The organism is Streptosporangium sp. NPDC048886, assembly GCF_055586905.1.
In genome coordinates, this window is sequence record NZ_JBVJHH010000051.1 from 38,050 (window position 1) to 63,997 (window position 25,948).

Annotated in this window: 23 protein-coding genes and 3 pseudogenes; 10 read left to right on the forward strand and 16 right to left on the reverse strand. The window is 71.2% G+C overall.

Translation table 11 applies throughout. From position 1 onward, the window contains the following. Positions 1-14: 14 nt before the first annotated feature. Entirely contained in the window at positions 15-1,586 is a 1,572-nt protein-coding gene (locus ACZ6R6_RS41965) for an ABC transporter substrate-binding protein (RefSeq protein ID WP_470102509.1), read from the reverse strand. 73 nt (positions 1,587-1,659) lie between these two features. Beyond that, positions 1,660-3,207: a serine hydrolase domain-containing protein gene (locus ACZ6R6_RS41970; protein WP_470102510.1), complete on the reverse strand. Its 1,548-nt coding sequence runs from the start codon at positions 3,205-3,207 to the stop codon at positions 1,660-1,662. A gap of 195 nt (positions 3,208-3,402) precedes the next feature. Between ACZ6R6_RS41970 and ACZ6R6_RS41975 the strand changes: the two are divergent. Together ACZ6R6_RS41975 and ACZ6R6_RS41980 are read left to right on the forward strand one after the other, a co-directional pair. Beyond that, positions 3,403-3,552 (forward strand): annotated as a pseudogene (locus ACZ6R6_RS41975) (transposase); the annotation flags it as partial. 22 nt (positions 3,553-3,574) lie between these two features. Next, positions 3,575-3,736 (forward strand): annotated as a pseudogene (locus ACZ6R6_RS41980) (IS3 family transposase); the annotation flags it as partial. A gap of 254 nt (positions 3,737-3,990) precedes the next feature. Here the strand turns inward: ACZ6R6_RS41980 and ACZ6R6_RS41985 are convergent. Together ACZ6R6_RS41985 and ACZ6R6_RS41990 are read right to left on the reverse strand one after the other, a co-directional pair. Continuing rightward, positions 3,991-4,344 (reverse strand): DUF2871 domain-containing protein, encoded by a 354-nt coding sequence (locus tag ACZ6R6_RS41985; RefSeq protein WP_470102529.1) that lies wholly within the window; start codon positions 4,342-4,344, stop codon positions 3,991-3,993. A gap of 13 nt (positions 4,345-4,357) precedes the next feature. Next, positions 4,358-4,498 (reverse strand): annotated as a pseudogene (locus ACZ6R6_RS41990) (DUF4267 domain-containing protein); the annotation flags it as partial. A 510-nt stretch (positions 4,499-5,008) separates the two neighbouring features. Here ACZ6R6_RS41990 and ACZ6R6_RS41995 point away from each other — a divergent pair. Next, positions 5,009-5,650, forward strand: coding sequence for a LysR family transcriptional regulator (locus ACZ6R6_RS41995; protein WP_470102530.1), 642 nt, complete (start codon positions 5,009-5,011; stop codon positions 5,648-5,650). On the opposite strand, the gene ACZ6R6_RS42000 is transcribed toward ACZ6R6_RS41995, so the two are convergent. The 3 genes from ACZ6R6_RS42000 to ACZ6R6_RS42010 form a co-directional block, all read right to left on the reverse strand. Continuing rightward, the gene (locus ACZ6R6_RS42000) at positions 5,647-6,192 is read right to left on the reverse strand and encodes a type 1 glutamine amidotransferase domain-containing protein (RefSeq protein WP_470102511.1); all 546 of its coding nucleotides are present in this window, start codon (positions 6,190-6,192) and stop codon (positions 5,647-5,649) included. The genes ACZ6R6_RS41995 and ACZ6R6_RS42000 overlap by 4 nt on opposite strands. Positions 6,193-6,303: 111 nt before the next feature. Further along, a complete protein-coding gene (locus ACZ6R6_RS42005; protein WP_470102512.1) occupies positions 6,304-6,570 on the reverse strand; it encodes a DUF4031 domain-containing protein in 267 nt (88 codons plus the stop codon). Then, on the reverse strand, positions 6,567-7,115 hold the full coding sequence (locus tag ACZ6R6_RS42010; RefSeq protein WP_470102513.1) for a TetR/AcrR family transcriptional regulator: 549 nt from the start codon (positions 7,113-7,115) through the stop codon (positions 6,567-6,569). Before ACZ6R6_RS42010 ends, ACZ6R6_RS42005 begins: the two co-directional genes overlap by 4 nt. 162 nt (positions 7,116-7,277) lie before the next feature. Between ACZ6R6_RS42010 and ACZ6R6_RS42015 the strand changes: the two genes are divergently transcribed. Together ACZ6R6_RS42015 and ACZ6R6_RS42020 are read left to right on the forward strand one after the other, a co-directional pair. Next, positions 7,278-8,816, forward strand: coding sequence for an MDR family MFS transporter (locus tag ACZ6R6_RS42015; RefSeq protein WP_470102514.1), 1,539 nt, complete (start codon positions 7,278-7,280; stop codon positions 8,814-8,816). 64 nt (positions 8,817-8,880) lie between these two features. Continuing rightward, positions 8,881-9,834 carry a GNAT family N-acetyltransferase gene (locus tag ACZ6R6_RS42020; protein ID WP_470102515.1) on the forward strand — a complete coding sequence of 318 codons (954 nt, stop codon included), beginning with the start codon at positions 8,881-8,883 and terminating at the stop codon, positions 9,832-9,834. 37 nt (positions 9,835-9,871) lie between these two features. On the opposite strand, the gene ACZ6R6_RS42025 is transcribed toward ACZ6R6_RS42020, so the two are convergent. Further along, the gene (locus ACZ6R6_RS42025; protein WP_470102516.1) at positions 9,872-11,233 is read right to left on the reverse strand and encodes an MFS transporter; all 1,362 of its coding nucleotides are present in this window, start codon (positions 11,231-11,233) and stop codon (positions 9,872-9,874) included. 108 nt (positions 11,234-11,341) lie between these two features. Here ACZ6R6_RS42025 and ACZ6R6_RS42030 point away from each other — a divergent pair, with 108 nt between their 5' ends. Next, a complete protein-coding gene (locus tag ACZ6R6_RS42030) occupies positions 11,342-12,202 on the forward strand; it encodes a helix-turn-helix transcriptional regulator (RefSeq protein WP_470102517.1) in 861 nt (286 codons plus the stop codon). Between the two features lie 187 nt (positions 12,203-12,389). Here ACZ6R6_RS42030 and ACZ6R6_RS42035 read toward each other — a convergent pair whose 3' ends face one another. From ACZ6R6_RS42035 to ACZ6R6_RS42050, 4 genes are all read right to left on the reverse strand, one after another. Beyond that, positions 12,390-13,682 carry an AAA family ATPase gene (locus ACZ6R6_RS42035; protein WP_470102518.1) on the reverse strand — a complete coding sequence of 431 codons (1,293 nt, stop codon included), beginning with the start codon at positions 13,680-13,682 and terminating at the stop codon, positions 12,390-12,392. Between the two features lie 22 nt (positions 13,683-13,704). Beyond that, positions 13,705-15,174, reverse strand: a complete 1,470-nt coding sequence (locus tag ACZ6R6_RS42040) for a hypothetical protein (RefSeq protein WP_470102519.1) — start codon at positions 15,172-15,174, stop codon at positions 13,705-13,707. A gap of 233 nt (positions 15,175-15,407) precedes the next feature. Further along, complete coding sequence (locus ACZ6R6_RS42045; protein WP_470102520.1) at positions 15,408-16,508, reverse strand: hypothetical protein; 1,101 nt, start codon at positions 16,506-16,508, stop codon at positions 15,408-15,410. A gap of 133 nt (positions 16,509-16,641) precedes the next feature. Continuing rightward, positions 16,642-17,439: a hypothetical protein gene (locus ACZ6R6_RS42050; protein WP_470102521.1), complete on the reverse strand. Its 798-nt coding sequence runs from the start codon at positions 17,437-17,439 to the stop codon at positions 16,642-16,644. Between the two features lie 128 nt (positions 17,440-17,567). Between ACZ6R6_RS42050 and ACZ6R6_RS42055 the strand changes: the two genes are divergently transcribed. From ACZ6R6_RS42055 to ACZ6R6_RS42065, 3 genes are all read left to right on the forward strand, one after another. Next, the gene (locus ACZ6R6_RS42055) at positions 17,568-18,014 is read left to right on the forward strand and encodes a PIN domain-containing protein (RefSeq protein ID WP_470102522.1); all 447 of its coding nucleotides are present in this window, start codon (positions 17,568-17,570) and stop codon (positions 18,012-18,014) included. 241 nt (positions 18,015-18,255) lie between these two features. Further along, positions 18,256-18,930, forward strand: coding sequence for a hypothetical protein (locus ACZ6R6_RS42060; protein WP_470102523.1), 675 nt, complete (start codon positions 18,256-18,258; stop codon positions 18,928-18,930). Between the two features lie 119 nt (positions 18,931-19,049). Continuing rightward, positions 19,050-19,910: a hypothetical protein gene (locus ACZ6R6_RS42065; RefSeq protein ID WP_470102524.1), complete on the forward strand. Its 861-nt coding sequence runs from the start codon at positions 19,050-19,052 to the stop codon at positions 19,908-19,910. A gap of 66 nt (positions 19,911-19,976) precedes the next feature. On the opposite strand, the gene gndA is transcribed toward ACZ6R6_RS42065, so the two are convergent. The 4 genes from gndA to ACZ6R6_RS42085 form a co-directional block, all read right to left on the reverse strand. Beyond that, complete coding sequence (gene gndA / locus ACZ6R6_RS42070; protein ID WP_470102525.1) at positions 19,977-21,407, reverse strand: NADP-dependent phosphogluconate dehydrogenase; 1,431 nt, start codon at positions 21,405-21,407, stop codon at positions 19,977-19,979. A gap of 184 nt (positions 21,408-21,591) precedes the next feature. Continuing rightward, positions 21,592-23,301: a serine/threonine-protein kinase gene (locus ACZ6R6_RS42075; RefSeq protein ID WP_470102526.1), complete on the reverse strand. Its 1,710-nt coding sequence runs from the start codon at positions 23,299-23,301 to the stop codon at positions 21,592-21,594. Positions 23,302-23,346: 45 nt separating this feature from the next. Beyond that, positions 23,347-24,027, reverse strand: coding sequence for a glycosyltransferase (locus ACZ6R6_RS42080; protein ID WP_470102527.1), 681 nt, complete (start codon positions 24,025-24,027; stop codon positions 23,347-23,349). Between the two features lie 41 nt (positions 24,028-24,068). Next, the gene (locus tag ACZ6R6_RS42085; protein WP_470102528.1) at positions 24,069-24,680 is read right to left on the reverse strand and encodes a hypothetical protein; all 612 of its coding nucleotides are present in this window, start codon (positions 24,678-24,680) and stop codon (positions 24,069-24,071) included. A 256-nt stretch (positions 24,681-24,936) separates the two neighbouring features. Here ACZ6R6_RS42085 and ACZ6R6_RS42090 point away from each other — a divergent pair, with 256 nt between their 5' ends. Further along, positions 24,937-25,521: a TetR/AcrR family transcriptional regulator gene (locus ACZ6R6_RS42090; RefSeq protein WP_012890614.1), complete on the forward strand. Its 585-nt coding sequence runs from the start codon at positions 24,937-24,939 to the stop codon at positions 25,519-25,521. Positions 25,522-25,948 lie beyond the last annotated feature (427 nt).

Sequence of the window (25,948 nt, forward strand, 5' to 3'; positions counted from 1 at the left end):
ACTCCGCTCTGTGCCTAGTTGCCGGCAGGTTTGATGGAGGCGATTCGCTGGATCGTCCAGGGGCCGGTCTTCTCAGTGAATTTCTCATTCAGCGCAATGCCATAGTGAACGTAGTAAAGCGGGACATAGGGCACCTGCTTCGCGGTCTCGGTGAGGATCTCCGTCACCGCCCGCTCGCGCTCCTCGCCCTTCAGGGCCAGCATCCGGTCCATCCTGGCATCCAGCTCGGGGCTGGCGTACTGGGCGAAGTTGAAGCCCTGCGGCTTGGCCGCGGTGCTGCCGAGCAGGTCGGGTAGCGTCTCGCCGGGGTCGGGGGTGCCGTAGCCGAGCTGCGACAGGCTCATGGTGAGGCCCTCGTGGCGGAAACGCTTGGCCCGCTCGGCATCGCGCGGCATCGCCTTGAGCTCCACCCGGATGCCGATCTTGGCGAGGTCGGCCGCGACCGACTGGAGCGCGTCGACGCGCTGATCGTCGGTGGCGTGGGTGACCTTGATCGTGAAGCCGTCGGGGTAGGCCGACCGCGCCATCTCGGCCTTGGCCGCCGCCAGATCGTGCGGGTAGGCGGGCAGCGAGGCGATCACCTGCTCGTACGCCTGACCGTACAGGGCCTGGAGCTGCGGCAGCGGCAGGATGGTCGAGGCCGCCGACGCCTTGTCGCCGACGGCGGTCCGCTGGACGGCCTCGCGGTCTACCGCGTGCGCGATGGCCCGCCTGACGTGGACGTCGGACAGGTACTTGTCCTTGACGTTGAGCGCCAGGAAGGCGATCGACATGCCGGGGTAGAAGCGGACCTTGACCTGCTTCATGCCCTCCCACTTGCGGGCGTCCTGCGGCGGGACATCCGTGGTGCCGTCCACCGAGCCCGACGCGATCGCCAGCCGCAAAGCCTCAGGCTCGCTGATACCGATGATCTTGACCTTGGCCATGGGAGCTCGGCCGCGCCACCACTTGTCGTTGCGTTCGAGGGTGAGCCCGTCGACGCTGAAGGAGGCCACCTTGTACGGGCCGGTGCCCAGCGTGGGAGCCTCCGGCGTACCGAGGTCGGCGAGGTGGGCCTCGGCCAGCTTCCTGGGCACCACCTGCCAGACGAGCGCCGCGTTGGGAAGGAAGGTCGGGCTCGGGCTCTTCAGTTCGACCGTCACCTCGTGCTCGCCGGTGGCCTCGACCTTCTTCACCAAGATCACCGTGCTGGCCGCCTGGGAGGCGACCTTGGGGTCGGTGTGGCGTCGCAGAGAGTAGGCGACGTCGTCGGCGGTCATCGGGGAACCGTCGGAGAACACCACGCCGGAGCGGAGCTTGAAGACGTAGGTGCCGGGCTTCGGCTCGGTCCAGGACTCGGCCAGCGACGGCTGGATCGAGCCGTCCTCGCCGAGCGTCACCACGGTGTCCAGGATGGCGAACTGCACCAGGGTGGACGCGTCGTTGAAGCCGTGGGCGATGTCGAGCACGTTCGGGGGGGCCGCGGTGGCCAGGGTGAGCGTGTCGGCGTTCGCCTTGCCGCCACCACCACCGTTGGTGGCGCAGCCGGACAGTAGCAGGGCGCCGCACATCACGCCGGCCAGAAGGGTGCGGAGCTTGGCAGACATCGAATACCGCCTCATATGGGTTGGGATCTGAAGTGGTGCTATTTCGGCCCCCGTGGCGTCAGTCCGTACGTGCTCAGGCCGTGAGGTTGAGCCCGGGCGGCACACCGACCGGGCGGGTGCCGTCGGGCTGGCGGACGAACCGCAGCCGGTATGTGCCGGGGATACTGATCAGGAGGTCGTCGCCGTCCGGGCGGAGGGTGACCATGCCGGCGGAGAAGCAGCCGCCGGGGGCCGGCTCGATCGGCGCCACCAGGCTCAGCCCGAGCTCCAGAACACCTTCATCGGTGATCGTGGCCAGGGTTCCGACCTCGGGGCTGAGGTAGACGGCCGCCGGCAGCATGGCGCCTTCGACCGGCGCCGCACAGGGCAGGAAGGCGCGGGCCCGTCCCGGGGCGTAGATCGACCCCGCCAGGATCTCGCCGTCGATCACCTGCAGCCGGTTGTCCCCACCGTGCCAGGTCCCGTCGCTCGTGAGCGCGAACGTGCCTGAGAGGTGGCCGCCGCCGGTCAGCGCGATCCTGCCGTCGTCCGCCGGCTCGACCTGGAATGTCGTCTCGGTGCCCGAGTCGTGCCAGAACCCGCTCAGTGCCTCGGCCGCCGCCTGGTCCGCGACGAGGGCGGGCCGGGCCTCGTCGGGCAGTCCGGCGGCCAGGCGCAGCGCCTGGTAGCCGACCCTGCCGGGGTCGATCGAGGTGTTGTTGGTCAGCGCCGCGATGCCGATGCCCTGCTCGGGCAGCAGGAGCAGCTGAGAGCGGTAGCCGGGCGCTCCGCCCGCATGGCCGAACGCGGGCTGCCCGCTGACCGTCGTGTGGTAGATGCCGAGGGCATACGGAGCATCCGTGGCGTCCCGCTCGAGCAGCGCGTCGCGTACGTCGGCGCCGAGGACCCGGCCGTCGTGGAGGAAGCCGAACCACGGCCCCAGGTCGGCGACGCTGGTCACGATCATGCCGTCGCCGACGGCGCACTCCTCGGTGTCCGCGCGGCGCACCCCCTGCTCCGAGACGTCATAACCGTAGGCGTACCTCGCCAGCGGCTCCTGGCTGTCGTCACGGAAGTGGGTGTCGGTCATGCCCAGCGGGGCGAACATGCGCTCGGTCGTGAACGCGCGCAACGACTGCCCGGTGATCCGTTCGATGGCGGACGTCACGAGGATGTAGCCGGTGTTGGAGTAGGAGAAGTCGGTGCCCGGCTCGAAGTTGACCTCGGTCAGCCCGGCGACGAAGGCCAGCGCCTGCGCCTGTGTTATCCGGGTCAGCGACCGGCCGGCCAGCATGGACAGCGACAGCCACTCCCGCAGGCCACCGGTGTGACGCAGGCACTGGGCCACGGTCACCGGCACGGACAGCTTGAGCTCCGGCAGGTGCTTGCGGATGTCGTCGTCCAGCGAGAGCCGCCCGTCGCGGCACAGCAGCAGGGCTGCCGTGGCCGTGAACTGCTTGCTCATCGACGCGATGTCGAACCGCGTCCCGGTGTCGATCGGCACCTCGAACTCCACGCTGGCCATTCCGGCAGCTGCGTGCTGGATCAGCCTTCCGTCGGAGTAGACCCCGATCGCGAGCCCGGGACCCCCTGGCCGCACCGACGAGTGCACCAGGTCAGACAACCTCTCTGTGACATCCATGCCCGACATGGTGGCAGGGGGTGAAGCGCCCGAGTTTGTCGGAACACCCAAAGTAAATGGCCTGGACATTGGCCTGCGCGACCAAATGCCGCGCTCGGCCGACCGTTGCCGACGTGTGGACGGGCCTCCCCCGAGATGTGGACACCTTGAGTGCCCGATCACGGAGATCTGGAGACCAAGGAGTTCCTGGTGGCCATGCAGGTCCACCCGCCTGAGTTCAACGCCGATGCCGTCGCGCTGTACCTGGCGGATCCGGCCCGGACGGTCGCCCCGGTGGCCCGGGACCTGGGCATCAGCCGTGAGACGCTGCGGTTGTGGGCGCGTCAGGCTCAGCCGGCGGGCACCGCACCGGAGAAGGCCGCGGCCGGTGCCGAAGCGCTCGGACGCCCGGACCAGGAAGATCCACGCGGAGTTCGACGGCACCTACGGCAGCCCGCGTATCACCGTCGAGCTGCGCGAGGGCGGGGCACGGGTGAACCACAAGCGGGTGGAGCGGGTGATGCGTGCCCACGGCACCGCCGGGGTGCGCCTGCGGAAGAAGGTCCGTGGCACCCCCCTGCTCGACCAGGCCGGCCACACCATCGCGTCCACCCCGAAGCGGCTCTACTCGGCAGCAGACCTCACCGCCTACGCCCTCAGCGCTGGCGCCTTCCCGGAAGAGATCAACTCAGCGAGTCGATCATCGGCAAGTCCTTGTCGCCGTGTGCTGGAAGCGATGATCACCCGGGTGCCGTCCACGCGAGCCGGCCGGCCAGGACCGCCGGCAGGCCTCATGGATCCCGGTCAGCCGATCTTGGCCGGGAGTCGCTTGCCGAGGTTGGTGAACAGCAGGATCAGGCCGATGGTCAGCAGGATGTGGCCGAGTCCGGCGATAGCGGGGATCACCGGACTCGTCCGAGCGCCGAGTACGGTCTGGGTGCCGTGAACGGTCATCATGAGCACGGTCAGCGCCAGACCCGCGTTGTAGACCCAGAAGAACCAGTCGAAGAGTTTGCCGGCGGTCAGGGTGAAGGTCTTCTCCAGTATCAGCACGATGAGGAAGAACATCATCCCGAGCGCGAGCAGGTGCGTGTGCACCACCCCGAGCTGGGTGTCGCCGGTGAAGTCGTTCAGCTTGGTGATCTCGCGGTAGGACAGGCCGCTGACCCTCGTGCGCCAAGATGGTCATCATGTCCCCGATCGGGGTGCAGGCCTCGACCAGGAGCACCCAGCCGAGGGCGCGCCGGTGGCGCGTCACGAGCAGCACGAGGAGGATCAGGCCGGAGACGACGTCGCGGATCCCCTTGAGAACGAGGAAGCCGTCACCGTCCCCCTACGGCCAGCTCGACAGGCCGAAGTTCGGGGCCGTCGATTCCGGGATGAGCGCGTAACTCACGCCGACGTACAAGATGAACAAGGCTCCAAGAGCGGCGAGAACGGTATTGACGGTCTTCAAGGACATGGTGGTTCCGCTTCCGGTGGGTTGCCGTTGAAGATCGAGGGCGACCTGTCATGCCTCGGTCGGAGCGACCCGTTCGACCGGCTGGACCACGATGCCGTCGGGGTCGGTACGGACGAGGGAAACGGTCCCCGGGCCGCGGCAGCTTCCCCAAACCCCAGGTGGGTGGTGAAGAACTCGCCCGAGGCGGTCACGTCATCGACGGTCAGCGAGACGGTGGTGGTGATGTTCACTGGTTCCCTTACGAAACAAGCCGAAAGGGTGCTTTCAGGCAGCCCCCAGCCTCGGGCACCACCCTGACCGGGATCAACGCCGGATCGGGTAGCGTTCCGCAACCTGACACTTAACGAAACATGGGTGTTCATGGAGCTGCGGGATATCGAGATCTTCCTGACTCTGGCCGAGGAACTGCACTTCGGACGGACCGCCGAGCGGTTGCACGTATCCTCGGCGCGGGTCAGCCAGTCGATCAAAAGACAGGAGCGACGCGTTGGCGCCGCCCTGTTCGACCGCACCAGCCGTACGGTGGCCCTGACCGCGATCGGCTGCCGGCTACGCGATGACCTCCGGCGGGGATACGACCTGATCCAGGCCGGCCTCGCCCGCGCGACCGCCGCAGGACTCGGAGCGAGCGGGACTCTCCGGCTGGGTGTCATGGGCGCGCTGGGAAACGGACTGCGCCCGGTGATCGAGGCGTTCCGCGCCCACTACCTCGACTGCGACGTCCAACTCCAGGAGTTCCACTTCACCGACGCCTTCACCCTGCTGCGCGAGAATGCCGTTGACATGCAACTGATGTGGTCGCCCATCCGTGAACCCGACATGAGCGTCGGGCCTGTCACACTGACCGAGGGCCGCGTGCTCGCGATCGCGGCCGACCATCCGATGGCCGTCAAGAAGGCGGCCTCGATGGAGGACTTCGGCGACCACCCCACCCTTTCCCCCCGACCGTCGACGCGCTTGGCTGTTCCCGCGGCCCAAACGACTCAGGACTCACTCCTCTAGCCCGCGAACGCGTCCACGGCGGCCTGGCAGAAGGCCTTGAGGTCGTCGGGCTTGCGGCTGGTCACCAGGGTGTTCGGGCCCGCCGTGCAGATCACGACCTCGCGGTCCTCCCAGTCCGCCCCGGCGTTGCGCAGGTCGGTCCGGAGGCTGGGCCAGGAGGTGAGCTTGCGGCCCCGCACCACGTCGGCCTCGATCAGGGTCCAGGGCGCGTGGCAGATGGCCGCCACCGGCCTGCCCGTGTCGAAGAAGTCCTTGACGAACTGGACGGCGCTCGGCACGGTCCGCAGGAAGTCGGGGTTGGCGACGCCGCCGGGCAGCACCAGTCCCTCGAAGTCGGCCACCAGCACCTCGTCGACCGTCTCGTCCACCGGGAACCGGTCGGCCTTGTCGAGGTGGTTGAACGCCTGGACCTCGCCCGGTCGCGTGGAGATCAGCCGGGGTGTCGCCCCCGCCTGCTTGACGGCCTGCCACGGCTCGGTGAGCTCGACCTGCTCGATCCCCTCCGGGGCCACGAGGAACGCGATCGTCTTGTCGTTGAGCATGGTTTCCCCTTTGACGTGCGACGATGCCTTTCAGAGGGCGGTCATGCCCGGCACGTCGAGATCCATGCGGAATCTCGCGCATCGGGGACGGGATGCGTGCGGGTCGTCGATTCAGGGACGTGTCTTGCGTCGGCGCAGACCTGAGGCGACGAGCCGGGTGAGCAGCTCGCGCGATGACACGGCCTCCGCCCCCAGTTCGAGCGCCCTGTCGTAGACGGTCTCGGGGACGTCGTAGTGGTCGCGGTCGAACGCCCGGGGCGGCACGCCCAGCAGGGCGGCGAAGGCGTGCAGTTCCTCGGTCGAGCTGTCGCTGACCAGATGCGACCAGAGCATGCCGTGCGGACCCGGCCAGTCCGGCGGGTCGATGAGCACGCTCACCGCTGGAGGAGTTCGAGCGCGACCTCCAGGGCGGCGGCCCTGCGTTCGTCGTCGGAGACGTCGTCCTTGAGGATGAACCAGGCCGCGTGCAGGGCGAACAGGGCCATCGAGTTCTTCAGCCGGACGGCCGTCGGATCGGCGGGGTCGGCCAGGAAGGCGAACAGCTCGAACATCCGGCCGCGGGTCTTCTCCATCACCGGATGATGTTTCAGCGCGGTCTGGTTGCGCTCGAAGAAGCGCATGATCTCGTGGTGCCGGCCCCGGTGCAGGTCCTCGGAGTAGCGGCGGACCAGTTCCCGGCGGGTCTCGTCGGTGCGGGGCTGGGAGGCGGCCCAGGCGGCCAGCTCCTCGACCGCGTGCAGCCGGTTCTCCGCCAGGCTGGTGACGATCTCGTCCTTGCTCTTGAAGTGGTAGTAGAGGGCGGCCTTGGTCACGCCGAGGGCCTCCGCTATCTCGCGGAGCGAGGTCGCCTCGTAACCCTGCTCGACGAAGAGCTTCAGGGCGGTCTCCTGGATCCGGGTGCGCGTATCGGCGTTTTCCCTCATGGTTCCCTTTGCAGCGAAATCAACTTGACGGCCGGTAAGTGATCGGCCTACATTCCCAGCATATCCGACACTAGCCGGTCGGCAAGTAAGTAAGATCATTGCCTTAGGGGGCGACAAGAGGTGAAGGAGACCGCAGCCGCACCAGTGCGGCGGCGTGAGGTCATGGTAGTGCTACCGGGCCTGATGCTCGCGATGGTCCTGGCCATGCTCGACAACATGATCGTCGGCACCGCCATGCCCCGGATCGTCGGTGAGCTGGGTGGGCTGACCCACCTGTCCTGGGTGGTGACGGCCTATGTGCTCGGCACCACCGTTTCCACCCCCATCTGGGGGAAGATCGGCGACCTGTACGGCAGGAAGAACATCTTCCTCGCCTCGATCGTCATCTTCATGATCGGTTCCGTGCTCTGCGGCATGGCCGGATCCGAGATGCTGGGCGGTCCCGGCGACGGCATGGCCCAGCTCATCGCCTTCCGCGCGCTCCAGGGCCTCGGCGCCGGCGGCCTGATGGTCAACGCGATGGCGATCATCGGTGACCTCGTCCCGCCCCGCGAGCGCGGCCAGTACCAGGGGATCATGGCCGGCGTGATGTCACTGGCGATGATCGCCGGTCCGCTCGTCGGCGGGTTCATCACCGACCATCTCGACTGGCGCTGGGCCTTCTACGTGAACCTGCCCGTCGGGTTCATCGCGCTGGCGCTGCTGGCGGCCAAGCTGAAGCTCCCCAAATACCGCACCGAGCACCGCATCGACTGGCTCGGCGCGGCCCTGCTGTCCATCGGCATCACCGCGCTGGTCCTCATCACCACCTGGGGCGGCAACGACTACGAGTGGGGCTCGCCGCAGATCCTCGGCCTGGCCGCGCTCGCCGTGGTCACGCTGGCGCTGTTCATCCCGGTGGAGCGCCGCGCCGCCGAGCCGATCATGCCGCTCAACCTGTTCCGCAACCGCAACTTCACGCTGATCTCCCTGGTCGGCTTCCTGCTCGGTTTCGCGATGTTCGGCGCCATCAACTTCCTGCCGCTGTTCCAGCAGACGGTCCAGGGCGCCTCGGCCACCAACTCGGGCCTGCTGCTGCTGCCGATGATGGGCTCGGCCATGGTGGTCTCGCTCTTCGTCGGCCAGGCCATCACCAAGACCGGCAAGTACAAGGTCTACCCGGTCCTCGGCGGCGTCATCATGGCGGTCGCCATGTGGCTGCTGTCGCTGATGGACGTCAACACGCCCGCCTGGCAGACCGGCGTGTTCATCGCGGTGCTCGGCCTCGGCATGGGCTTCCTGATGCAGACCACCATGCTGATCGCGCAGAACAGCGTGGAGCAGAAGGACCTGGGCGTCTCCAGCAGCGCCTCCACCTTCTTCCGCTCCATCGGCGGCTCGTTCGGCGTCTCGCTGTTCGGCGCGGTCTTCAACAACCAGCTCACCTCCAACCTGGAGAGCAAGCTGGGCCCCGTCGGCGACAAGCTCGCCTCCAGCGGCGGCCAGTTCAACCCCGCCGCCCTGCACGAGCTGCCCGCCAACGTCCGGGCCGGCTTCCTGGAGTCGCTGGCCGGCTCCATCTCCAGCGTGTTCTGGTGGGCGATCCTGTTCGCCGTCGTGGTGCCGCTGCTGGCCGCCTTCATCAAGGAGATCCCGCTGCGCGGGGCCCCCGAGCAGGGCGCCGACGCCGAGGCCCCGGTCCCGGCCCCGGTCCTCGACTGACGCCGGGCGCCGAGGCCAAGCCATGACCCAGCCGGCCCCAAGTCACCCCGGGCAGGTTGTGCTCATGGAGACAACCGCCACCGCCGCCGGGTACGTCACCCGGCGGCCTCGGGCCGAAGACGCGCACGACATCCACGAGCTGATCTCCCTGTGCGACACGCAGGTGATCGGCAAGGCGGACATGACCTTCGACGACGTCGTCGACCAGTTGAACGATCCTTCCTTCGACAGGGAGACCGACGGCTGGGTCGTCCACGACGGGGCCGGGCGCCTGGTCGCCTGGGCCTGGGCCTGCCGCAAGGGCACAAGCGACAACGTCGACATCGACGTGGCCGTACATCCCGACGCCCCCGGGCTGACCGGCGGGCTCTGGGACACCGTGACCGAGCGGGCCGGGCAGATCACGGCCGGGCTCGGTCACGACAGGGCCGTGCTGGACATCGGCCTGTACCGGGAGGACAGCGGCAAGCGGGCCATCGCCGCCGCCCGCGGGTTCAGCGCGGCGACCAGCTTCATCCGGCTGCTGGTCGACCACGGGACCTCGGTCCCCGACCCCGCCCTCCCGCCCGGCCTCTCGGTCCACCAGGGGATCACCGACGAGGTCCGCCGCCAGGGACACGCCGTCCAGCAGGCCGGCTTCGCCGAGCACTTCGGGTTCACCCCCAAGGACTACGACAAGTGGCACGAGGAGCTGGACTCCTCGGCCAGCGGCGACTGGTCGCAGCTGACGGTCGCCCGGATCGACGGCGAGCCGGTGGCGATGCTGCTGGGCACCAACGCCTTCGCCGGCGACGAGAACTGCGGCTACGTGCGCCAACTGGCCGTGCTGCCGGCCTTCCGGGGCCGCGGGCTCGGCCGGTTCATGCTCCGCAGGGCCTTCGCGGACGACGCCCGGCGCGGCCGGGTGGGCACCTATCTCCACGTGGACGCCAACAACAGCACGCCCGCGCTGGAGCTGTACCTGTCGGTGGGCATGCGCCAGGTGCTGGCCATCGACGTCTGGCGGCGGACGGTCTGACCGGTCCGGGTACGGCTGCGCGGGCCGTACCCGGGGTTCAGCGCCGCAGCAGCGGCAGCGCGCACACCCCGGTGACCAGCGCCGTGACCGCCAGCGCCACGCCGGTGCCCGGCGCCGAGCCCAGGCTCAGGTACAGCGTGCCGAACGTGGCCACGCCCACGACCTGGCCGAGCTGGGTCACCATGACGAACAGCCCGCTGGCGTCGGGGGCGTCCCCGGGGGCGACGCGGGACAGCGCGAGCGCGAGCACCGGGCTGAACGCCCCGCCCAGCCCGGCCCCGACCACCGCCAGGGCCGCCCACAGGAGCGGCTCGCCGTGGCCGCCGCCGCTCAGCGCCAGGGACAGCCCCAGATAGCCCAGCGCCGCCACGCCGAAGGAGACGATGATCATACGGCGGTGCAGCCGCTCGGGGACCCGCCGCCAGTTGAGGCTGACCACGGCGAAGGCCGCCGCGCCGGGGACGAACGTCAGGCCGGCCCGGAGCGGGCTGTCGCCCAGGGCTCCCTGCAGGTGCAGGGCGAGGGCGAACAGGAACCCGCCGTAGGTCGCCATCGCCCCGAAGACGGCCAGCGCGGAGACGGCCACCCCGGGGGCCCGCAGCACCCGCGCGGGCACCAGCGGCGCGGGGGCCCGCCGCTCCACCAGCACGAAGAGCCCCGCGGCCGCCACGCTCGCCGCCATCGCGGCCCAGCCCCACAACGGCCAGTCCTGCTCGTGGCCCAGCACCAGCGGCACCACCAGGAGGCTGACCGCCAGCGAGAGGGTGACCAGGCCGGGCAGGTCCAGGGCACGGTGGCGCAGCGGGCCGTCGGCCGGCAGCAGCCTCGCGCCCACGGCGAGCAGCCCGATCCCGATCGGCACGTTCACCAGGAAGACCGGCCGCCACGCCGTGCCGTACAGGTCGGCGGAGACCAGCACGCCGCCCAGCACCTGGCCCACCACGGCGGCCCCCGAGATCACCGTCGCGTAGAGGCTGAGCGCGCGGGCCCGCGCGGCCCCCTCGAAGTTCACCTGGATCATGCTCAGCACCTGGGGCATCATCAGGGCCGCCCCCGCGCCCTGAAGCAGCCGGAAGGCGACGAGCTGCCCGGTCGAGACGGCCAGACCGCAGGCGAGGGAGGCGGCGGTGAACCCCGCCAGGCCGTACAGGAACAGCCGGCGCCCGCCGTACCGGCCGCCCAGCCGGGCACCGGTGATCAGCAGCATGGCGTAGGCGATGGTGTAGCCCGAGATGACCATCTGGAGTCCCGAGCCGGACGCGCCGAGGTCGGAACGGATCACGGGAGAGGCGACGTTGACGATGGAGACGTCCAGGATCGCCATGAACTGCCCGGTGAGGATCACCGTCAGCAGCCAACGGGTGCGCAGAGCCGGGGCCCTGGTGGATATCGCGGTCATGGGGACGAGTGTGGGAGCGCGCCGATACCGGTAACGGGAGCCTGCTGATCCTGGTACTGCCGGTACCTGGCAGCCGGTCCGCCCGTCGGCCAGCATGGGGGAGTGACCATGACCCACCCGCGTGCCCGCCGTGCCGAGCTGGCCTCCTTCCTGCGCAGCCGCCGTGACCGCCTCACCCCGGCCGAGGTGGGGCTGCCACCGGGGCTGCGCCGCCGCACCCCGGGCCTGCGGCGTGAGGAGGTCGCCCTGCTCGCCGGGGTGGGCGTCACCTGGTACACCTGGCTGGAGCAGGGGCGGCCGATCAACGCCAGCGTGCAGGTGCTCGACGCGATCTCCCGGACGCTCCGGCTGGACGACGCCGAGCGCGAGCACCTCTACCGGCTCGCCGACGTGCCGAGCGTGTCCGTCTCCGACGCCGGCGCCGTCCTGGAACCCGAGACCCAGATCATCCTCGACCGGCTCGCCCCGATGCCCGCCGCCGTCTACAACGGCCGCTACGACCTGCTGGCCTGGAACCGCGCCTACGCCGCGCTGTTGCCGTCCATGACGGTGCAGCCTCCCGCCACCCGCAACGCGCTCTGGCAGCTCTTCGTCACCAGGCAGTGCTGCACCTCGGTGGTCAACCGGGAGGAGGAACTGCCGCAGATGGTCGCCACGCTCCGCGCGGGCTTCGGCCGGCACCTGCGGGAGCCCGCCTGGACCGGCTTCGTCCGGCGGCTGTCGGCCGCCAGCCCGGAGTTCGCGGCCATGTGGGCCACCCACGACGTGGCCAGGCCGGGGAACCGGATGAAGATCTTCCAGCACTCCGCGGTCGGGCTGGTGCGCACGGTCTCGACGAGCCTGGCGCTGCCGTCGCCGCCGGAGACGCGGATGGTGGTCTACACGCCGATGGACGAGGAGAGCCGCGAGCGCATGGTCTGGATCACCGCGCACCCGGAGATCGGGCCGGTGCCGGCCCACTCCCACTGACCGGGGATCGGGCCGGTGCCGGCCCGCGCCCACCGAACGGCGCGCCCGTCCCGCAGGGTGCCCGGCTCGCAGGGTGCCCGTTCGAACGGCACGCCCGGAGGTCCGGCGGTCGCCCGCGCGCACCCGGCGGGCGGCGTGTCCGGGGCTCCGGACGGCGCCCGCCCGCACCGATCTCCGGCGGGGCGGCTCAGTGGGCGGCCACCCGGTGCTTGGCGAGATGGGCCAGCACGGCCTGGTTGGCCTCCCAGCCGTCGGGAAACTTCACCGGCACGCCGAGCTGGACCGGCTCGGCCGACGGGTGGGCGTCCAGCAGCTCGGGGATGCCCGCCCTGGCGACCACGACGCAGGCGTGCCGGTGGCGGGAGGTGAGCACGCACAGCCGCCCCGACTCCAGATGGAAGGCCGTGGCGTCGCGGCGGCCGGAGAGGGGGTGGAGCACGATCGTCACGTCGTACTCGCGCCCCTGGAGACGGTTGGCGGTGTCCACCGTGATCTCCTCCGGCACCCCGGCCGCGCGGATCGCGGCGACCTGGTCGCGGTGGGCGGCGCCGATGGCGATCCGGTCGGCCGTGACACGGTGGCTGCCGCGCTCGGAGTGGGCGACCGGCGCCCGCTGCAGCAGCCGTACGGCCAGCACCGCCACCGCCTGCACCGCCTCGGCGTCGGTGCGCACGGTGTGACGGCTCGGCAGCTCGTAAAGCGCCCAGCCCGAGGCCGCCGCCTCCTCCAGCGCGCGGTCGTAGGAGGTGCGCATGCCGTTGACGGTGAGCTCCAGCGACCGGTCGGCGTGCCCGGTCCCGGCCCGGAACCCGGTGAACGGGTAGAACGCCTCGGAGACCACCGGGGCCGCCGAGGCGGGCAGCCGCCAGGAGACGGGCAGCCGGTGCACCGGCAGGTCGGGATTGTGCCGCAGCAGCACCGAGACCGCGCTCTGCACCGGATCCCACGACAGGCCCGCCCAGCGGTCGCCGTCGACGATCGAGAACGGGTCGAGCTGGCCCGGGTCGCCCACGAACAGCGACCGCTCGAACAGCGAGGCGATGCGCAGCAGCTTGTCCGAGCGCATCTGGTACGCCTCGTCCACGATCGCCCAGGGCCAGGTCCGGTCGCCGATCCAGGCCCACTTGTCGGCGGTGGCGACCACCACGGCCGGGTCGCCCAGGTCGGGCAGCTTGCCGGCGACCGAGACGTTGGCGTGGGCGAGGACGCGGCCCGGGGTGACGTAGCCGCCGGCCGACAGGCGGCCGATCGTGAGGTCGGGGTGCTCGGTGGCGAGCCGTTCCACCAGGTCGTCGACCTGCTCGTTGGTCTGGGCGACGATCATCAGCGGCTCGCCGGTCTCGGCGATGTGCCCGGCGGCCCTGACCACCAGGGTGGACTTGCCCGCCCCGGGAGGGGAGTCGACCACCACACCCCGGTTGCGGGGCAGATCCGCCAGGACCGCCTCGACGACGGCCGCCGCCTCCTGCTGGGGCGTCATGCCGCGCCCGCCTGCTGACCGTTCACGACCATTCCTCCTGCGCGTCGTCGTCGCTGGGCACGTACTCCTCCGGCGGGCCGCCGTGGGTCCACGGCGTCCGCTCGGGGTCGGGGAGCGCCGCCGAAGTCTGGAAGTCGTCGGTCAGCGAGGTGTAGGAGACCCGCTCACCCGGCTCGGGCACCGCGCCGGGGGCGGGCGTCCTGCCCCGGCCCATCCCCTTGGTGACCTTCAGAGTGATCTCGTCGCCGGCGATCTCGACGATCTCGGCGGCGTGGCCGCGCCGGTCGGGGCTGCCGACCGTGGCGCCGGGGGCCAGCCGTACCGGGTCGTCGGTCCGGACCGTGATCAGCGGCCGCAGCTTGCGCGAGCGGCCCTCGCCCTCGGTGTGCTCGGGGTCCGCGCCCGTCACCGTCCCGGCGAACGCCTCACCGGTCAGCCGGTATTCGGCCATGATCAACGGGTCGTCGTAGGCCCGCTGCACGTCGTAGCTCGCCCGGGCCCGCTCCAGCCCCGCCAGCCGTGCCGCGGCGCCGACCGCGCCGTCCCTGCGCGCCTGCGGCGGCCCGCCTTCGGCCAGCCGCTCGACGAACCTGGTGAACGAGCCGCGGTCGGCGTCCCAGCGGTCCTTCACCCGCCCGCCCTCGGGCAGCGCGCGCAGCAGGCCGGCCGCCTGCCACATCAGCCGCCAGGTCGGTTCGAGCTGGGTCCGCAGCGCCTGGGTCAGGCGCTCCACGGCATGGTCGGTCGGGGCCTCCTCGTAGGCCCGTACGGCGGGGCCGAGCACCTCGTTGTCGAAGCCCGGGTCGGTGGCGGGGCCGGCCGGTGGCCAGAGCAGCGGGTCCTCGGCCTCCTCGGCGGCCCGCCGGCCGCTCATCCCCGGGGGAGGGGCGATCCACCCCAGCAGCGCCGCCAGGTTGGCGTCCTCCAGGCCGCTCTGCCCGGTCGCCCAGTGCATGCTCAGCGCCTCGGTGGCCACCAGCAGCAGGCAGGAGCCCGGCTGCCGCGACCGGTCGGCGAAGTAGGTCAGCCACCGCCCCAGCAGTGGCACCGACGGGTGCACCGGATAGGGCCCGTCGGCTCTGCGGAAGCGGGTGGAGCGGCCCAACAGCCCGGTGAAGGCGGCCGCCGGCCGGTTGGGCACCAGGAGCTGCGGCGCGTCCAGGCACCGCTCGTACGGCTCCCCGCCCTTCCTCTCGACCGTCTCGGTGGTCTTCTCGAACCCCTCGACGTACGGCAGGAGCACCTCGGCCAGCTCTGCGGTGAAGGCGAAGCGCAGGTCCCGGTTGCGGGGCTGGGGGACCACCAGCAGCCGGGGGTGGTCCGGATCGGTGCCCACCATGGCGGCCAGCGGCGCGGCGGCCTCGCCGGCGAGCTTGAGCGGGATGAACACCATCGGGTGCGGGGCGATGTGGCAGTGCCGGACCGTGGTGATCGGCTGGGCGGCCCCGTCCCGGATGGCGCGCAGCCGCGCCAGCGCCGTCAGCGCGCTCACGTCACCTCCTCCGTCGGCTCCGTGAGCGCTGCGCTGCTGTGTTTGTCGGCTCGCTCGCTCCGCGCGCTCACGTCACCTCCTCCGTCGGCTCCGTGAGCGCTGCGCTGCTGTGTTTGTCGGCTCGCTCGCTCACGCCGCCTCCTCCGCCGGTCCGGCGGGCGCCGTGCCCGCCGGGCCGCTCGCTCCGCCGGTCCGGCGGGCGCCGTGCCCGCCGGGCCGCTCGCTCCGCCGGCTCATCGCAGGCACTCCTCGCGCAGGCGCTCCGCCAGGCGGAGCAGGCGGGCGATCTCCTCCTGGCCCTCGGCGGGCTCGACGGTGCCCTCGGCCAGGCCCAGTGCCTCCGTCATGCCGCAGACTCCGCCGAGCTGGTCGCGGATCTGCCGGCCGAGCAGGTCGGTGGAGCCGCTGCCGCGGGCCTCGTCGCGGCAGAACATGCACATGTCGCAGGTGGACAGGCAGTCGGGCGCGTAGCGGGCGGGCACCCTGGCCAGTGCCTGGGCCAGTTCCTCCGCCGAGCGGGTGGGCACGCCGTCCCCGTCGGGGGCCAGGTCGAAGGTGACCCCCTCGGGGAGCCCTTCGAGCAGGCGGTCGACCCTGGTCATCCGGGCGAGCTGCCGTTTGAGGACGGCGAGCTGCTTGCGCACGTCCACCAGCGTCGCGGTCGGCCGGTTGGCGAAGTTCTCCGGGCAGACGAGCACCACGTCGTGGGAGACGCGCTCGGGGTCGTGCCCGAGGTCGGCCAGGAGCGTGCGCATCGCCAGCACGTAGACCGCGGCCTGCCTGGCCGCCGCCGCGACCTTCTCGGGCTCGGCCTGGCCGTCGATCACGCTGAAGGACTTGATCTCCACGATGTGGAAGCGCCCGCCGACCTGGAAGGCCACCACGTCGGGCTCCAGGTAGGAGGTGTGTCCGGCGATCTCCAGACTGAACAGCGGATGGTCGTAGAAGACCGCCGTGCCGTCGTGCTCGCGCGCCGCCCGGTCGACCAGTGTCCGGGTGTGGGAGTGGCGCAGGTGGGAGCCGACGCTCTCCACGTCCTGGTAACCGACCTGGGCGACGGGCAGTCCGAGCAGCTCGCGCAGGAGCCGCAGCAGCTCGGCGCAGCCGTTCTCCTTCACCAGCGACTCGAACACGTTCCCGCGGGTGATCGCGAACTGGGACTGGCCGAAGGGGGCCGGGAAGCCGAGGTGCCGGGCCGTGCGGTCCTTGTCCACCCCGGCGGCGTCCATCAGCGCCCGGCGGGCACAGCCCGGGTTGGCGGCCAGGGCCGCGATGGCCCGGGCGTCGTGGGCGCGGGGCGGCACCGGCCCGCGCAGCTCGTCGAGCCGGTTCACCGGCCACCCCCGGTGCCGCCGGCGCGTGCCGTGTCCCGGCCGCCGATCAGCCGGCCGGGGCACGTGGCGCGCCCCGTCCGGCCGGCGGGCGTCTCCGGTGGACCGGCCGTCCACGCCGTGTTCCGCCTGTCCATCAACAGGCCCCTCTCAAGTTGCTCATCGCGCTCAAGTTGTTCATCGCGGCGGCGCCGAACAGGCGCTCCACGTCCGGTAGTTGCCTGCTCGCCCGCGCCGCCACCTCGGCCCGGTGCGCGGCGTCGGCCGCCCGGTGCACCTCCAGCTCGGCCCGGGCCGCGCGGAGCGCGGTCACGGGGTCGGCCTGGACGGGGCCCTCGACGGCACCGGGGATGTTGTGCGCCATCCGCGACAGCAGCCGCAGCGCCCCCGGCGGCGGCTCGGCCAGCCGGGCGAGGTGCTCGGCGATGCGCATGGTCGAGGTGAGGAAGTCGACGCGGGGGCTCAGCGGCCCCAGCACCCGCAGCTCGGGCGCCCAGGTGCTGTCGGCGAGCAGCCCCCGCGCTGGGGAGAGACGGTCGGTCAGCGCGGCGCACAGGTAGTAGGGCCGGGCGTAGGGGTCGCTGCGGAAGGAGCGCTCCTCGTCCCTGCGCAGGCTGGTCAGCTGGGGGCCGCGCAGCGCGCCGGAGAAGAACGCGTCGTTCACCGCCACGATCAGCTTGGCCGCGGTGGGCACGCCGAGCAGGGCCAGCGCCTGGTGCACCTGCTCCCGGATCGGCAGCAGCGAGGTCTCGGGCTCGGGGGGCGGCGGCACGGGCTCCTCGGCGCCGACCGCCGCGTCCCACGCCTGCTCGGCCCGGCGGAGGTCGCCGCGCAGCGACCGGGCGAGCGAGTTCTCCTTCGCCTTGACCGCCCGCCGCACCTCGGCGCGGAGCTCGGCTATCCGCCGTTCCAGCGCGTCCAGTGATTCACTCACGGCCCGGAGCGTAACAGGAGTTCCACCAGTCTCCCTGGAATTCCAGCGAATCTCCCTTGAGTTCCAGCGAATTCCAGTATTAAAGTGCAGGCCATGGCGCAGTAATGCTGGGCCGAAAGGGGCATTTAGTGCGCAACCTATCGGAAGGTCGGGCCGTCCACCTGCTGGACGTGGAGAACCTCGTGGGAAACGCGCGCCCCGCCACCAGAGACGTCCAGGCCATGATGGACCGCTACCGCGAACGCGTCCCCATCGGCGGGATGGACCAATACGTCGTCGCGGTCAACCACGGCGCCATGCTCCCCGTCGGCCTGGCCCTGGCCGGGATCCAACTCCTGGTCCGCTCCGGCCCGGACGGGGCCGACGCGGCGCTGGGCGAGGTGATCCGCCTCGACCACCTCGCCGACCGGTTCGAGCGCGTGGTCATCGGCTCCGGCGACGGCGTCTTCGCCGAGTCCGCCGGCTGGCTGTCCGGCCGGGGCGTCCTGGTCGTCGTGGTCTCCCGCCCGGGAGCCCTCAACCGCCGCCTGCGCCGTACGGCGGGCCAGGTCATCCCGCTGGACCTGGCCGCCTGACCGCCGGTGGTGCCCGGCGAGCACGCCGCCGGGCGGAACCGGCCGGTCCCGGCGGCCCAGCGGCAGGCCCACCCGTCGGCCTCCGCCGGACACGCCGTCGCGATCTTCTTCGCGCCGGTCTTCCTCGACACCGGCACACCGCTCCGGCCGGGTGATGTGAGTAGCCCCCTACTCAACGTGTTCCCAGCGAGATCCTTGTTTGTCATGCTGTGGCCATCACTTCTCTGGAACGGAGAGAACGGTGAATCTCGGCCTCAGGAGACTGCTCCCCGTCTTCGTCACCCTGACGCTGGTGGGCGGTTGCGGCAACAGCGTGCTGGACGGTTCCCCGGATGACGGCGGGCAAGGTCAGGCGCAGGAGGAAAAGACGGCAGGCGGTGGGGACGACCCGCACTACGGGCCGCTCGACCTGCCGATAGGCAACACCGGAGTCAACAGCGGTCCCGGCGGCATCTACGACCTCCTGCTGGAGAAGGACTGTTCCGGGGCCCGCGCGCAGCTCGACGAGCGTCAGAGCGACCCCGCGTACGCGATCGACGACAAGAACACGGTCCTGCTGCTCCGCGTCGGCATCGCGTTGTGCGAGGGCAGGGGCGCGGCCGCCAAGAAGGCGTTCGCCGGCGCCGTCAGGACGGACACGCCCCAGTTCATGTGCTTCCTCTACGTGGCGGAGGCGAGCCTCATCCGGCGGAAGCCCAAGTCCTCCTTCGCCGCCTGCCCGCCCGACGTTCTCGACAGCCCGCCGCCGACGGACCAGGGAGGCACCGACGACCCGCCGCCGACGGACCAGGGAGGCACCGACGATCCCTCGCCGACGGACCAGGGAGGCACCGACGACCCGCCGCCCGGCGACCCCACCTCTCCAGACGGCACGTCCCCGGCTCCGGACGGCGAGCCCACGGGAGAGACCGGTTGACCACACCCGCAGAACCGACGCCGCCGGAACCGTCGGAACCGGCACCGGCGGCTCCGGCTCCATCGGAGCCGGAGGCGTCAGAACCGGCACCGTCAGAACCGGCACCGGCGCTTCCGACGGTGCCGGCGGAAGCCGCGGAGGGGCTGCAGGCCGTGGCGGGGAACTCCACCCTGCTGCAATGGGTCTCGGCCATCCTCGCGAACGCGACGGTCGTCACCGCGCTGCTGTTCTATTTCGGCTGGGAACGCAGCGACGTGATGGCGCGCAGGCTCGGCATCATCGAGAGCATCCTCGGCATGTCCACCAGCGACTACGTGCTGCGCAGCGTCCGCCCGGTCCTGGTGCTCCTCCTGATCGTCGGAGCGGCCGGCTTCGCGTGGCTGTATCTCGACCAGTGGCTCACCCGGACCCTGCGCAGGCCGAGCCGGTTCACCGCCTACCTCCTGCGGACGCTGTCGCTGGCCTGGCTGGTGCTGCCCGCCCTCGTCTGGCTGCTCGGGTACGTCCCCGCGTGGGGCGCGTTCGTCTATGTCGCTTTTCCGTTCAGCATCGGCGCGGGTGTTCTGCTGGCGTATTACGCCGCTCATGTCCGCGCCTCACTCCCCGGCGGCGCGCCGCCCGCCCGTGAAATGGCGCTGCGTGCCTTCGTCGTGCTCAGCGTCGGCTTCGCCCTTTTCTGGGGCACCTCCCACTACGCGACGGTCCTCGGCAACACCCTGGCTGACGGAGTCAGGCCCGGCGCCCTCACCAAGGTGACCGTCTACAGCCCGCAGCGGCTCCACCTGACCGCTCCAGGAGTCGTCGAGACACCCCTCCAGGACGACAAGAGCACCTACCGGTACCGGTACACGGGCCTGCGTCTCCTGGACCACACCGGCGGACGCTACTTCCTCATCTCCGACGCCTGGACGCGCACCACGGGCGTCGTCATCGTTCTCGCCGACAAGGACCCCGTCCGGATGGAGTTCGCCCACGCCTGAGCTCCGCGCATCGCCGGTGGCAGGCGTCCGGACGGCGCCTGCCACCGGCACGACGGGAGCGGGTCCTCAGGCCCCGACCTCCGAGCGGTCACCGGACCAGAGGGTGTGGAAGGAGCCCTCCCGGTCCACCCGCTGGTAGGTGTGCGCGCCGAAGAAGTCCCGCTGCCCCTGGATCAGGGCCGCGGGCAGGCGCTCGGCCCGCAGGGAGTCGTAGTAGGCCAGCGCGGTCGAGAAACCGGGCGCCGGGATGCCCAGCTCCGCCGCCTTCGCCACCACCCGTCGCCAGGACTCCTGGGCCAGGCCCAGGGCCTCGGCGAACAGGGGGGCGGTCAGCAGGGTCACCGGCGGGGTGTCCTGCTCGTAGGCCTCGCGGATGCGGTCGAGGAAGACCGCCCGGATGATGCAGCCGCCCCGCCAGATCGTGGCCAGCGCGCCCGGGTCGACGTCCCAGCCGTACTCCGCGCTGCCCGCCCTGATCTGGTCGAACCCCTGCGCGTACGCGATGATCTTCGACGCGTACAGCGCCCGCCGCACGTCCTCCGCGAACCCCTCGCCGACCGACCCGGCCGGCGCCCCAGTGGGGCCGGGCAGGCCGCGCGCGGCCTGCCGCAGCTCCGCGTGGCCGGAGACCGAGCGGGCGAACACCGCCTCGGCGATGCCGCTCACCGGGACCCCCAGGTCCAGCGCGATCTGGACGGTCCACCGGCCGGTGCCCTTCTGCTCGGCCCGGTCGGCGATGACGTCCACGAGCGGCCCGCCGGTGGCGGCGTCGACCTGCCTGAGGACCTCGGCGGTGATCTCGATGAGGTAGGAGGACAGCTCCCCCTTGTTCCACTCCTCGAAGACGTCCGCCAGCTCCGCGGGGCTCAGGCCGAGCCCCTGCCTGAGCAGGTCGTAGGCCTCGGCGATGAGCTGCATGTCGGCGTACTCGATACCGTTGTGCACCATCTTGACGAAATGTCCGGCGCCGTCAGGGCCGATGTGCGTGCAGCAGGGCACGCCGTCCACCTTCGCGGCGATGTCCTCCAGCAGCGGGCCCAGCGCCTCGTAGGACTCCCGGGAGCCGCCCGGCATGATGCTCGGTCCCAGCAGCGCGCCCTCCTCGCCGCCGGACACCCCGGCCCCGACGAAGTGGACGCCCCGCTCGCGCAGCGCCGCCTCCCGCCGGCGGGTGTCGAGGAAGTGCGCGTTCCCGCCGTCCACGAGCATGTCGCCCGGCTCCAGCAGGGGGGCGAACTCCTCGATCACCGCGTCGGTCGGCGCGCCGGCCTTGACCATGATGATGATGCGCCGAGGGCGCTCAAGCGCCGCGACGAACTCCTCCGGGGTCTCGCAGGCGACGAACGCGCCCTCGTCTCCGTGCTCTTCGATCAGTGCCTTGGTCCTGGACTGCGACCTGTTGTGGACGGCTACCGTGTGCCCGTGCCTGGCCAGGTTGCGGGCGAGGTTCGCCCCCATTACCGCCAGCCCGGTCACACCGATCTTTGCCTCAACCATCGTCTGACACCCCCTTCGTGTCCAAGAATGTCAGCTTGCATCCAGAGATGGTCGTCAGCGGGGTGCGGTGGAGCCGCCTCGCCGGCTCAGAGGGAGAGAGCGGGGACGGGGAGGACGAGGTGAGGGGGCAGGGGGGAGCGGCCCGGGGTGGACACCGGGTCAGGGGTGGAAGGCGGACACCTGGTCAGGGGCGGAAGAAGGTGCCGGGAGCCTCCGAACCCAGCACGCCCCCCAGGCAGCGGTAGGTCCGCACGCCCAGACCGAACTGCTCCTTCGACGGGGGCAGGACCGCGCTCCGCCACTTGCCGGCGGGCGCGGCGGTGCGGGCGTCACCGTGCCGGGAGGCGAGCATCACCTGCGTCGCGCACACCTTCTTCACCGACGGGTGTTTCTCCAGAGCGGAGGCGTCGTAGGTGAGGGAGTCCGCCGGCAGAGGGGCGATCGCGAAGGTCTCCCAGGAATGGGACTCCTCGCAGCCGATCCGCTTGGCCGTCGAGTCGCCCGAGATGCTGACGATCCCGCCCCAGCACTCGGCCTCCTTCACGCAGGCCGCCCGCGCGCCGGGCACCGCCGCGGCCGGGCAGCCGGCCGTGACCGTGGCGACCCGCCCGACCCCCTCCGTGCCGGCCGGCCGGCTGTCGGCGCCGCTCTGCTGACCGGTGGGCGGGTCCGGATCGCGGTTCTCCAGGAACATCAGCCCCACCCCGGCCAGCAGCAGGATCGTGAAGGCCGCGGCCACCGCGGCGAACACCCGGACGTTCGACCCGCCGGGGGCCGCGCCGCCCACCGCGGCGGGGGACTGGGTGTCCGTCACACCGCGCAGGCCCGGCGAGGTCAGGTGCGCGCGCACCGGCTCCCCGCCCCTCGCGGGCTGGACGGCCGGCGCGCCGTACGGCGCGGACGACCCGATGAAAGGCCCCGAGTGCCCCGAAGGCCCCGAAGGCCCCGAAGGCCCCGAGTGCCCCGAAGCGCCCGAGTGTCCCGAAGGGGGAGTGGGGGAGGGGCCCGTGGCGGGGCCGGCGGCGGAGGGGACGGAGGGCGGGGTGACCGGTCGGGGCGCCGGGGCGCCGCGGTCCAGACGCAGGTCGGTGAGGGCGTCCCGCAGCGCCGCCACCGAGGGGGTGCGCTGGGCCGGATCGGAGGCCATGGCCTGCCGGAGCAGCGCGGTGAGCTCCAGCGGCACGCCCGGGATGTCCGGGACGGGCAGCCGGTGCAGGGCGATGATGACGGCTATGTTGGCCACGCCGCTCTCCGGGAACCTCGGCGGGCGGCCCGACAGCAGCGCGTAGAGCGTCGCGGCCAGGGAGTAGACGTCTCCGGCGGCGGCGGGCTCGCTCAGCTCGAACGCCTCGGGCGGGGCATAGGCGGGGGTGAGCGACTCGCGGGTCACCGACGCCTCACCGCCCGCGGACGGCATGGTGGCCAGGCCGAAGTCGGAGAGCACCACGTTGCCGTACCGGTTGATCAGGATGTTGGCGGGCTTGATGTCGCGGTGCAGCACCCCCGCGGCATGCGCGGCCGCCAGCGCGTCCGCGATGCGGATGCCGATGTCGGCCACCTCGGCCGGCGCCAGCCGTCCCTCGGCCCGCATCCGGTCCAGCAGCGATCCGCCGGGGCACAGCTCCAGCACCATGTACGGCCGGCCGTCGGGCAGCACCCCGGCGTCGTAGACGTGGGCGACATGCGGATGCCCGGAGAGGGCGCCCGCCGAGGTGACCTCACGCATGAAGCGGCGCCTGTCCCGCTCCGAGACCAGCACCCGATTGTCGACCTTGAGCGCGACCTCGCGGTCCACGGCCAGCTGCCGGGCCCGGTAGACGATCCCGAAACCACCTTGACCGAGGACGCCGGACACCTCGTAGCCCGGCACCGCCACGGCACTCGATCCGGCCACCCGTCACCTCCTGGAGATGACGGGCAGATTACCGGATCTTTGCCTTCATCCCGCTTGTATCCGCCCGCCCGCGCCCGCCCGGGGGAGGCCCGCGAGCGCCGGGGAGGCCGCCGGGGAAGGAGGACGGGGGGCGACCGTGACGGCCTGCTCCTGCCCGAGGTCGGCCAGGAGCGCGTCCCACCGGGCACCGACGGCGTCCAGGTCGTAGCCGGCGGCCGTGCGCACGGCGTTCGCGCCCAGCGTGCCGCGCAGTTCCCGGTCCTCGATCAGGCGGCAGACGGCCCCGGCCAGGTCCTGGGCCTTCTTGGAGCGCACGAGCAGGCCGTCGTGCTCGTGGGTGATGATCTCGCGAGGGCCGTGCGGGCAGTCGAAGCTCACCACCGGCACGCCCTTGCTCATCGCCTCCAGGATCGTCATGCCGAACCCCTCGTAGCGGGAGCTGACCACGTAGACCGACGCCTTGGCCAGCTCCACACCGATCTCCGGGGAGCTGCCCATGAGGAACACCTTGTCCTGCAGGCCCGCGTCCTCGATTCTGGCGCGGAGCCTGGCCTCGGCCTTCGCCGCGCCGCGGCCGTAGATGCGCAGCACCCAGTCCGGATGCGCCGCCGCGACATGCGCCCAGGCCCTGACCAGGCGGTCGAAGCCCTTGGCGTGCACCAGCCTGCCGATGGCGACGACGGCCTTCTCCTCCAGCGGCGAGATGTCACCGGCCAGGTCGGGCACGGCGTTGGGGATGCGCAGCAGCCGTCCCGGCGGGTCGGTCCTCAGCGCCTTGGCGTACTGGCGCAGATCGGCTTCGGTGAGGGTGACGAAGGCGTCCAGCCTGCCGTACCGCCGCTTGATGAGCCGCCGGATCTCGGGGAGTGGATGTCGAGAGCCACGTGCTCCTGGCCGACGGTCAGGACTCCCGGGGGCGCGAACAGCGCGGTGACCAGGTTGAACCCGGGCCGGGTGGAGATCACCACACCGGTGCGCATGGACCGCAGGAAACCGACCAGCCGCAGGTCGGTCCAGAGCGTGACCGAGCGGTAGACGTTCTCCTGCTCCGGGATCAGCACGCTCGGGAAACGTGACAGCAGCCGGGGGATCCAGCCGCGGGGTCTGGTCCTGTCATCCAGGAACGACACCCGCACGCCGGGCGGGATCGGGAAGAACGGCTCCTCCGCTGTCCGGATCATGCTGACGATCTCCACATCGCGCTCCCGCGCCAGGTATCCCGCGAGGTTGAGCACGGTCCGGATGGTGCCGCCCATCCCGTAGGCGTGCTGCAGCAGGATACGGACCGTCCCCGTATCCGGCGCGGGCGCGTGGCGGGTCCGTCTCTCGTTGACCCGCTTCAGCAGCCACAGCGCCCCGCGTCTGGCTGCTCCGCGCACTGTCCCCGACAGTTGTCTCCCCTGAATCTGTCTCCCCGTTGTCTCCGACAATTGAGATCCCCCTGCTCAACTGGTCTCCGGCCGTACGGCGCGCTGCCGGACGGAGCTCTCACCCTGCCCCGAAGTGCGTGGGATATACGTAAATGCGCCGTTATGGCGCTTTCTAGTCCTGTCGGCGCACCAGCGGCCCTGCCCGCCTTCACGTCTCTCCGACGGGCGAGACCTATGCTGTTTCCCTCTGAGAGGGGAAGAGACGGTGAGCGGACGGGATCCCGACAGGCGGCGAGCGCTGCTGGACGCCGCGGACCGGGTGATCCGGCGGGAGGGGCCGGAGGCGTCGATGGCCTCGATCGCCGCCGAGGCCGGGATAACCAAGCCCATCCTCTACAGGCACTTCGGCGACAAGAGCGGGCTGTACCAGGCCCTGGCCAACCGGCACGTCCGCACGGTGGTCAGCCTGCTGCGCCCGGAGTTCGACCGGGACAGGACGGACCTGCGCAGCCGAGCCCGGTCGACCATCACCGCCTACCTCGACATGATCGCCGCCAACCTCAACCTCTACCGCTTCCTGTTCCACCGGGCCGGAGCAGAGGACAGCCGGACCCACTCCCAGATGACCGCCATCGTGCGCAGCCTCGGCGAAGAGCTCGGTGCCGTCATCGCGGCGGAGTCGGCGGTCCCCGACCCGGTCCGGGCCCAGGTGCTGGGACACGCCTTCGTCGGCATGGTCCAGGCCACCGGAGACTGGTGGCTGGAGCACCCCGAGGTGGACCGGGCCGAGGTCGTCGAGGGACTGGTCAGCGTGGTCGTGGCGACGATGTCCGCCACGCTGCCCCGCTGACCTGCGGGGCAGCGGCCTCCGCGGCAGGTGGACACAGTTGATTTGACGAGGTGGGGCGCGGTCCATAAAGTTCACCAGGCCCGAGAGAGTCGGCGGCAGCGCCGAGACCTCGGGGACCCTCCCTGATGAACTCCACTCATTGAGATCGTTATGTCTCGATGTGGCTCGATTCGACACGAACCGGGCAACGGAGTAAGTTTGAAGGGTTGCTCCGGAAACGGGGCGGCCGGAATTCCGGTAGGGCCAGCTAGATCAAGTCAAGTCGTTCCAAACGGGCGGGTTTGACACGGAAAAGCGGGCCTGAAAGAATAAAGGCACAACGGAACGAACGAAACGCCCTGAAGCCGGGACCATGGTCACGGTGACGGAGAACGCGTCCGTTTCTTGAGAACTCAACAGTGTGTTAAAAGCCAGTGCATGAAGCACA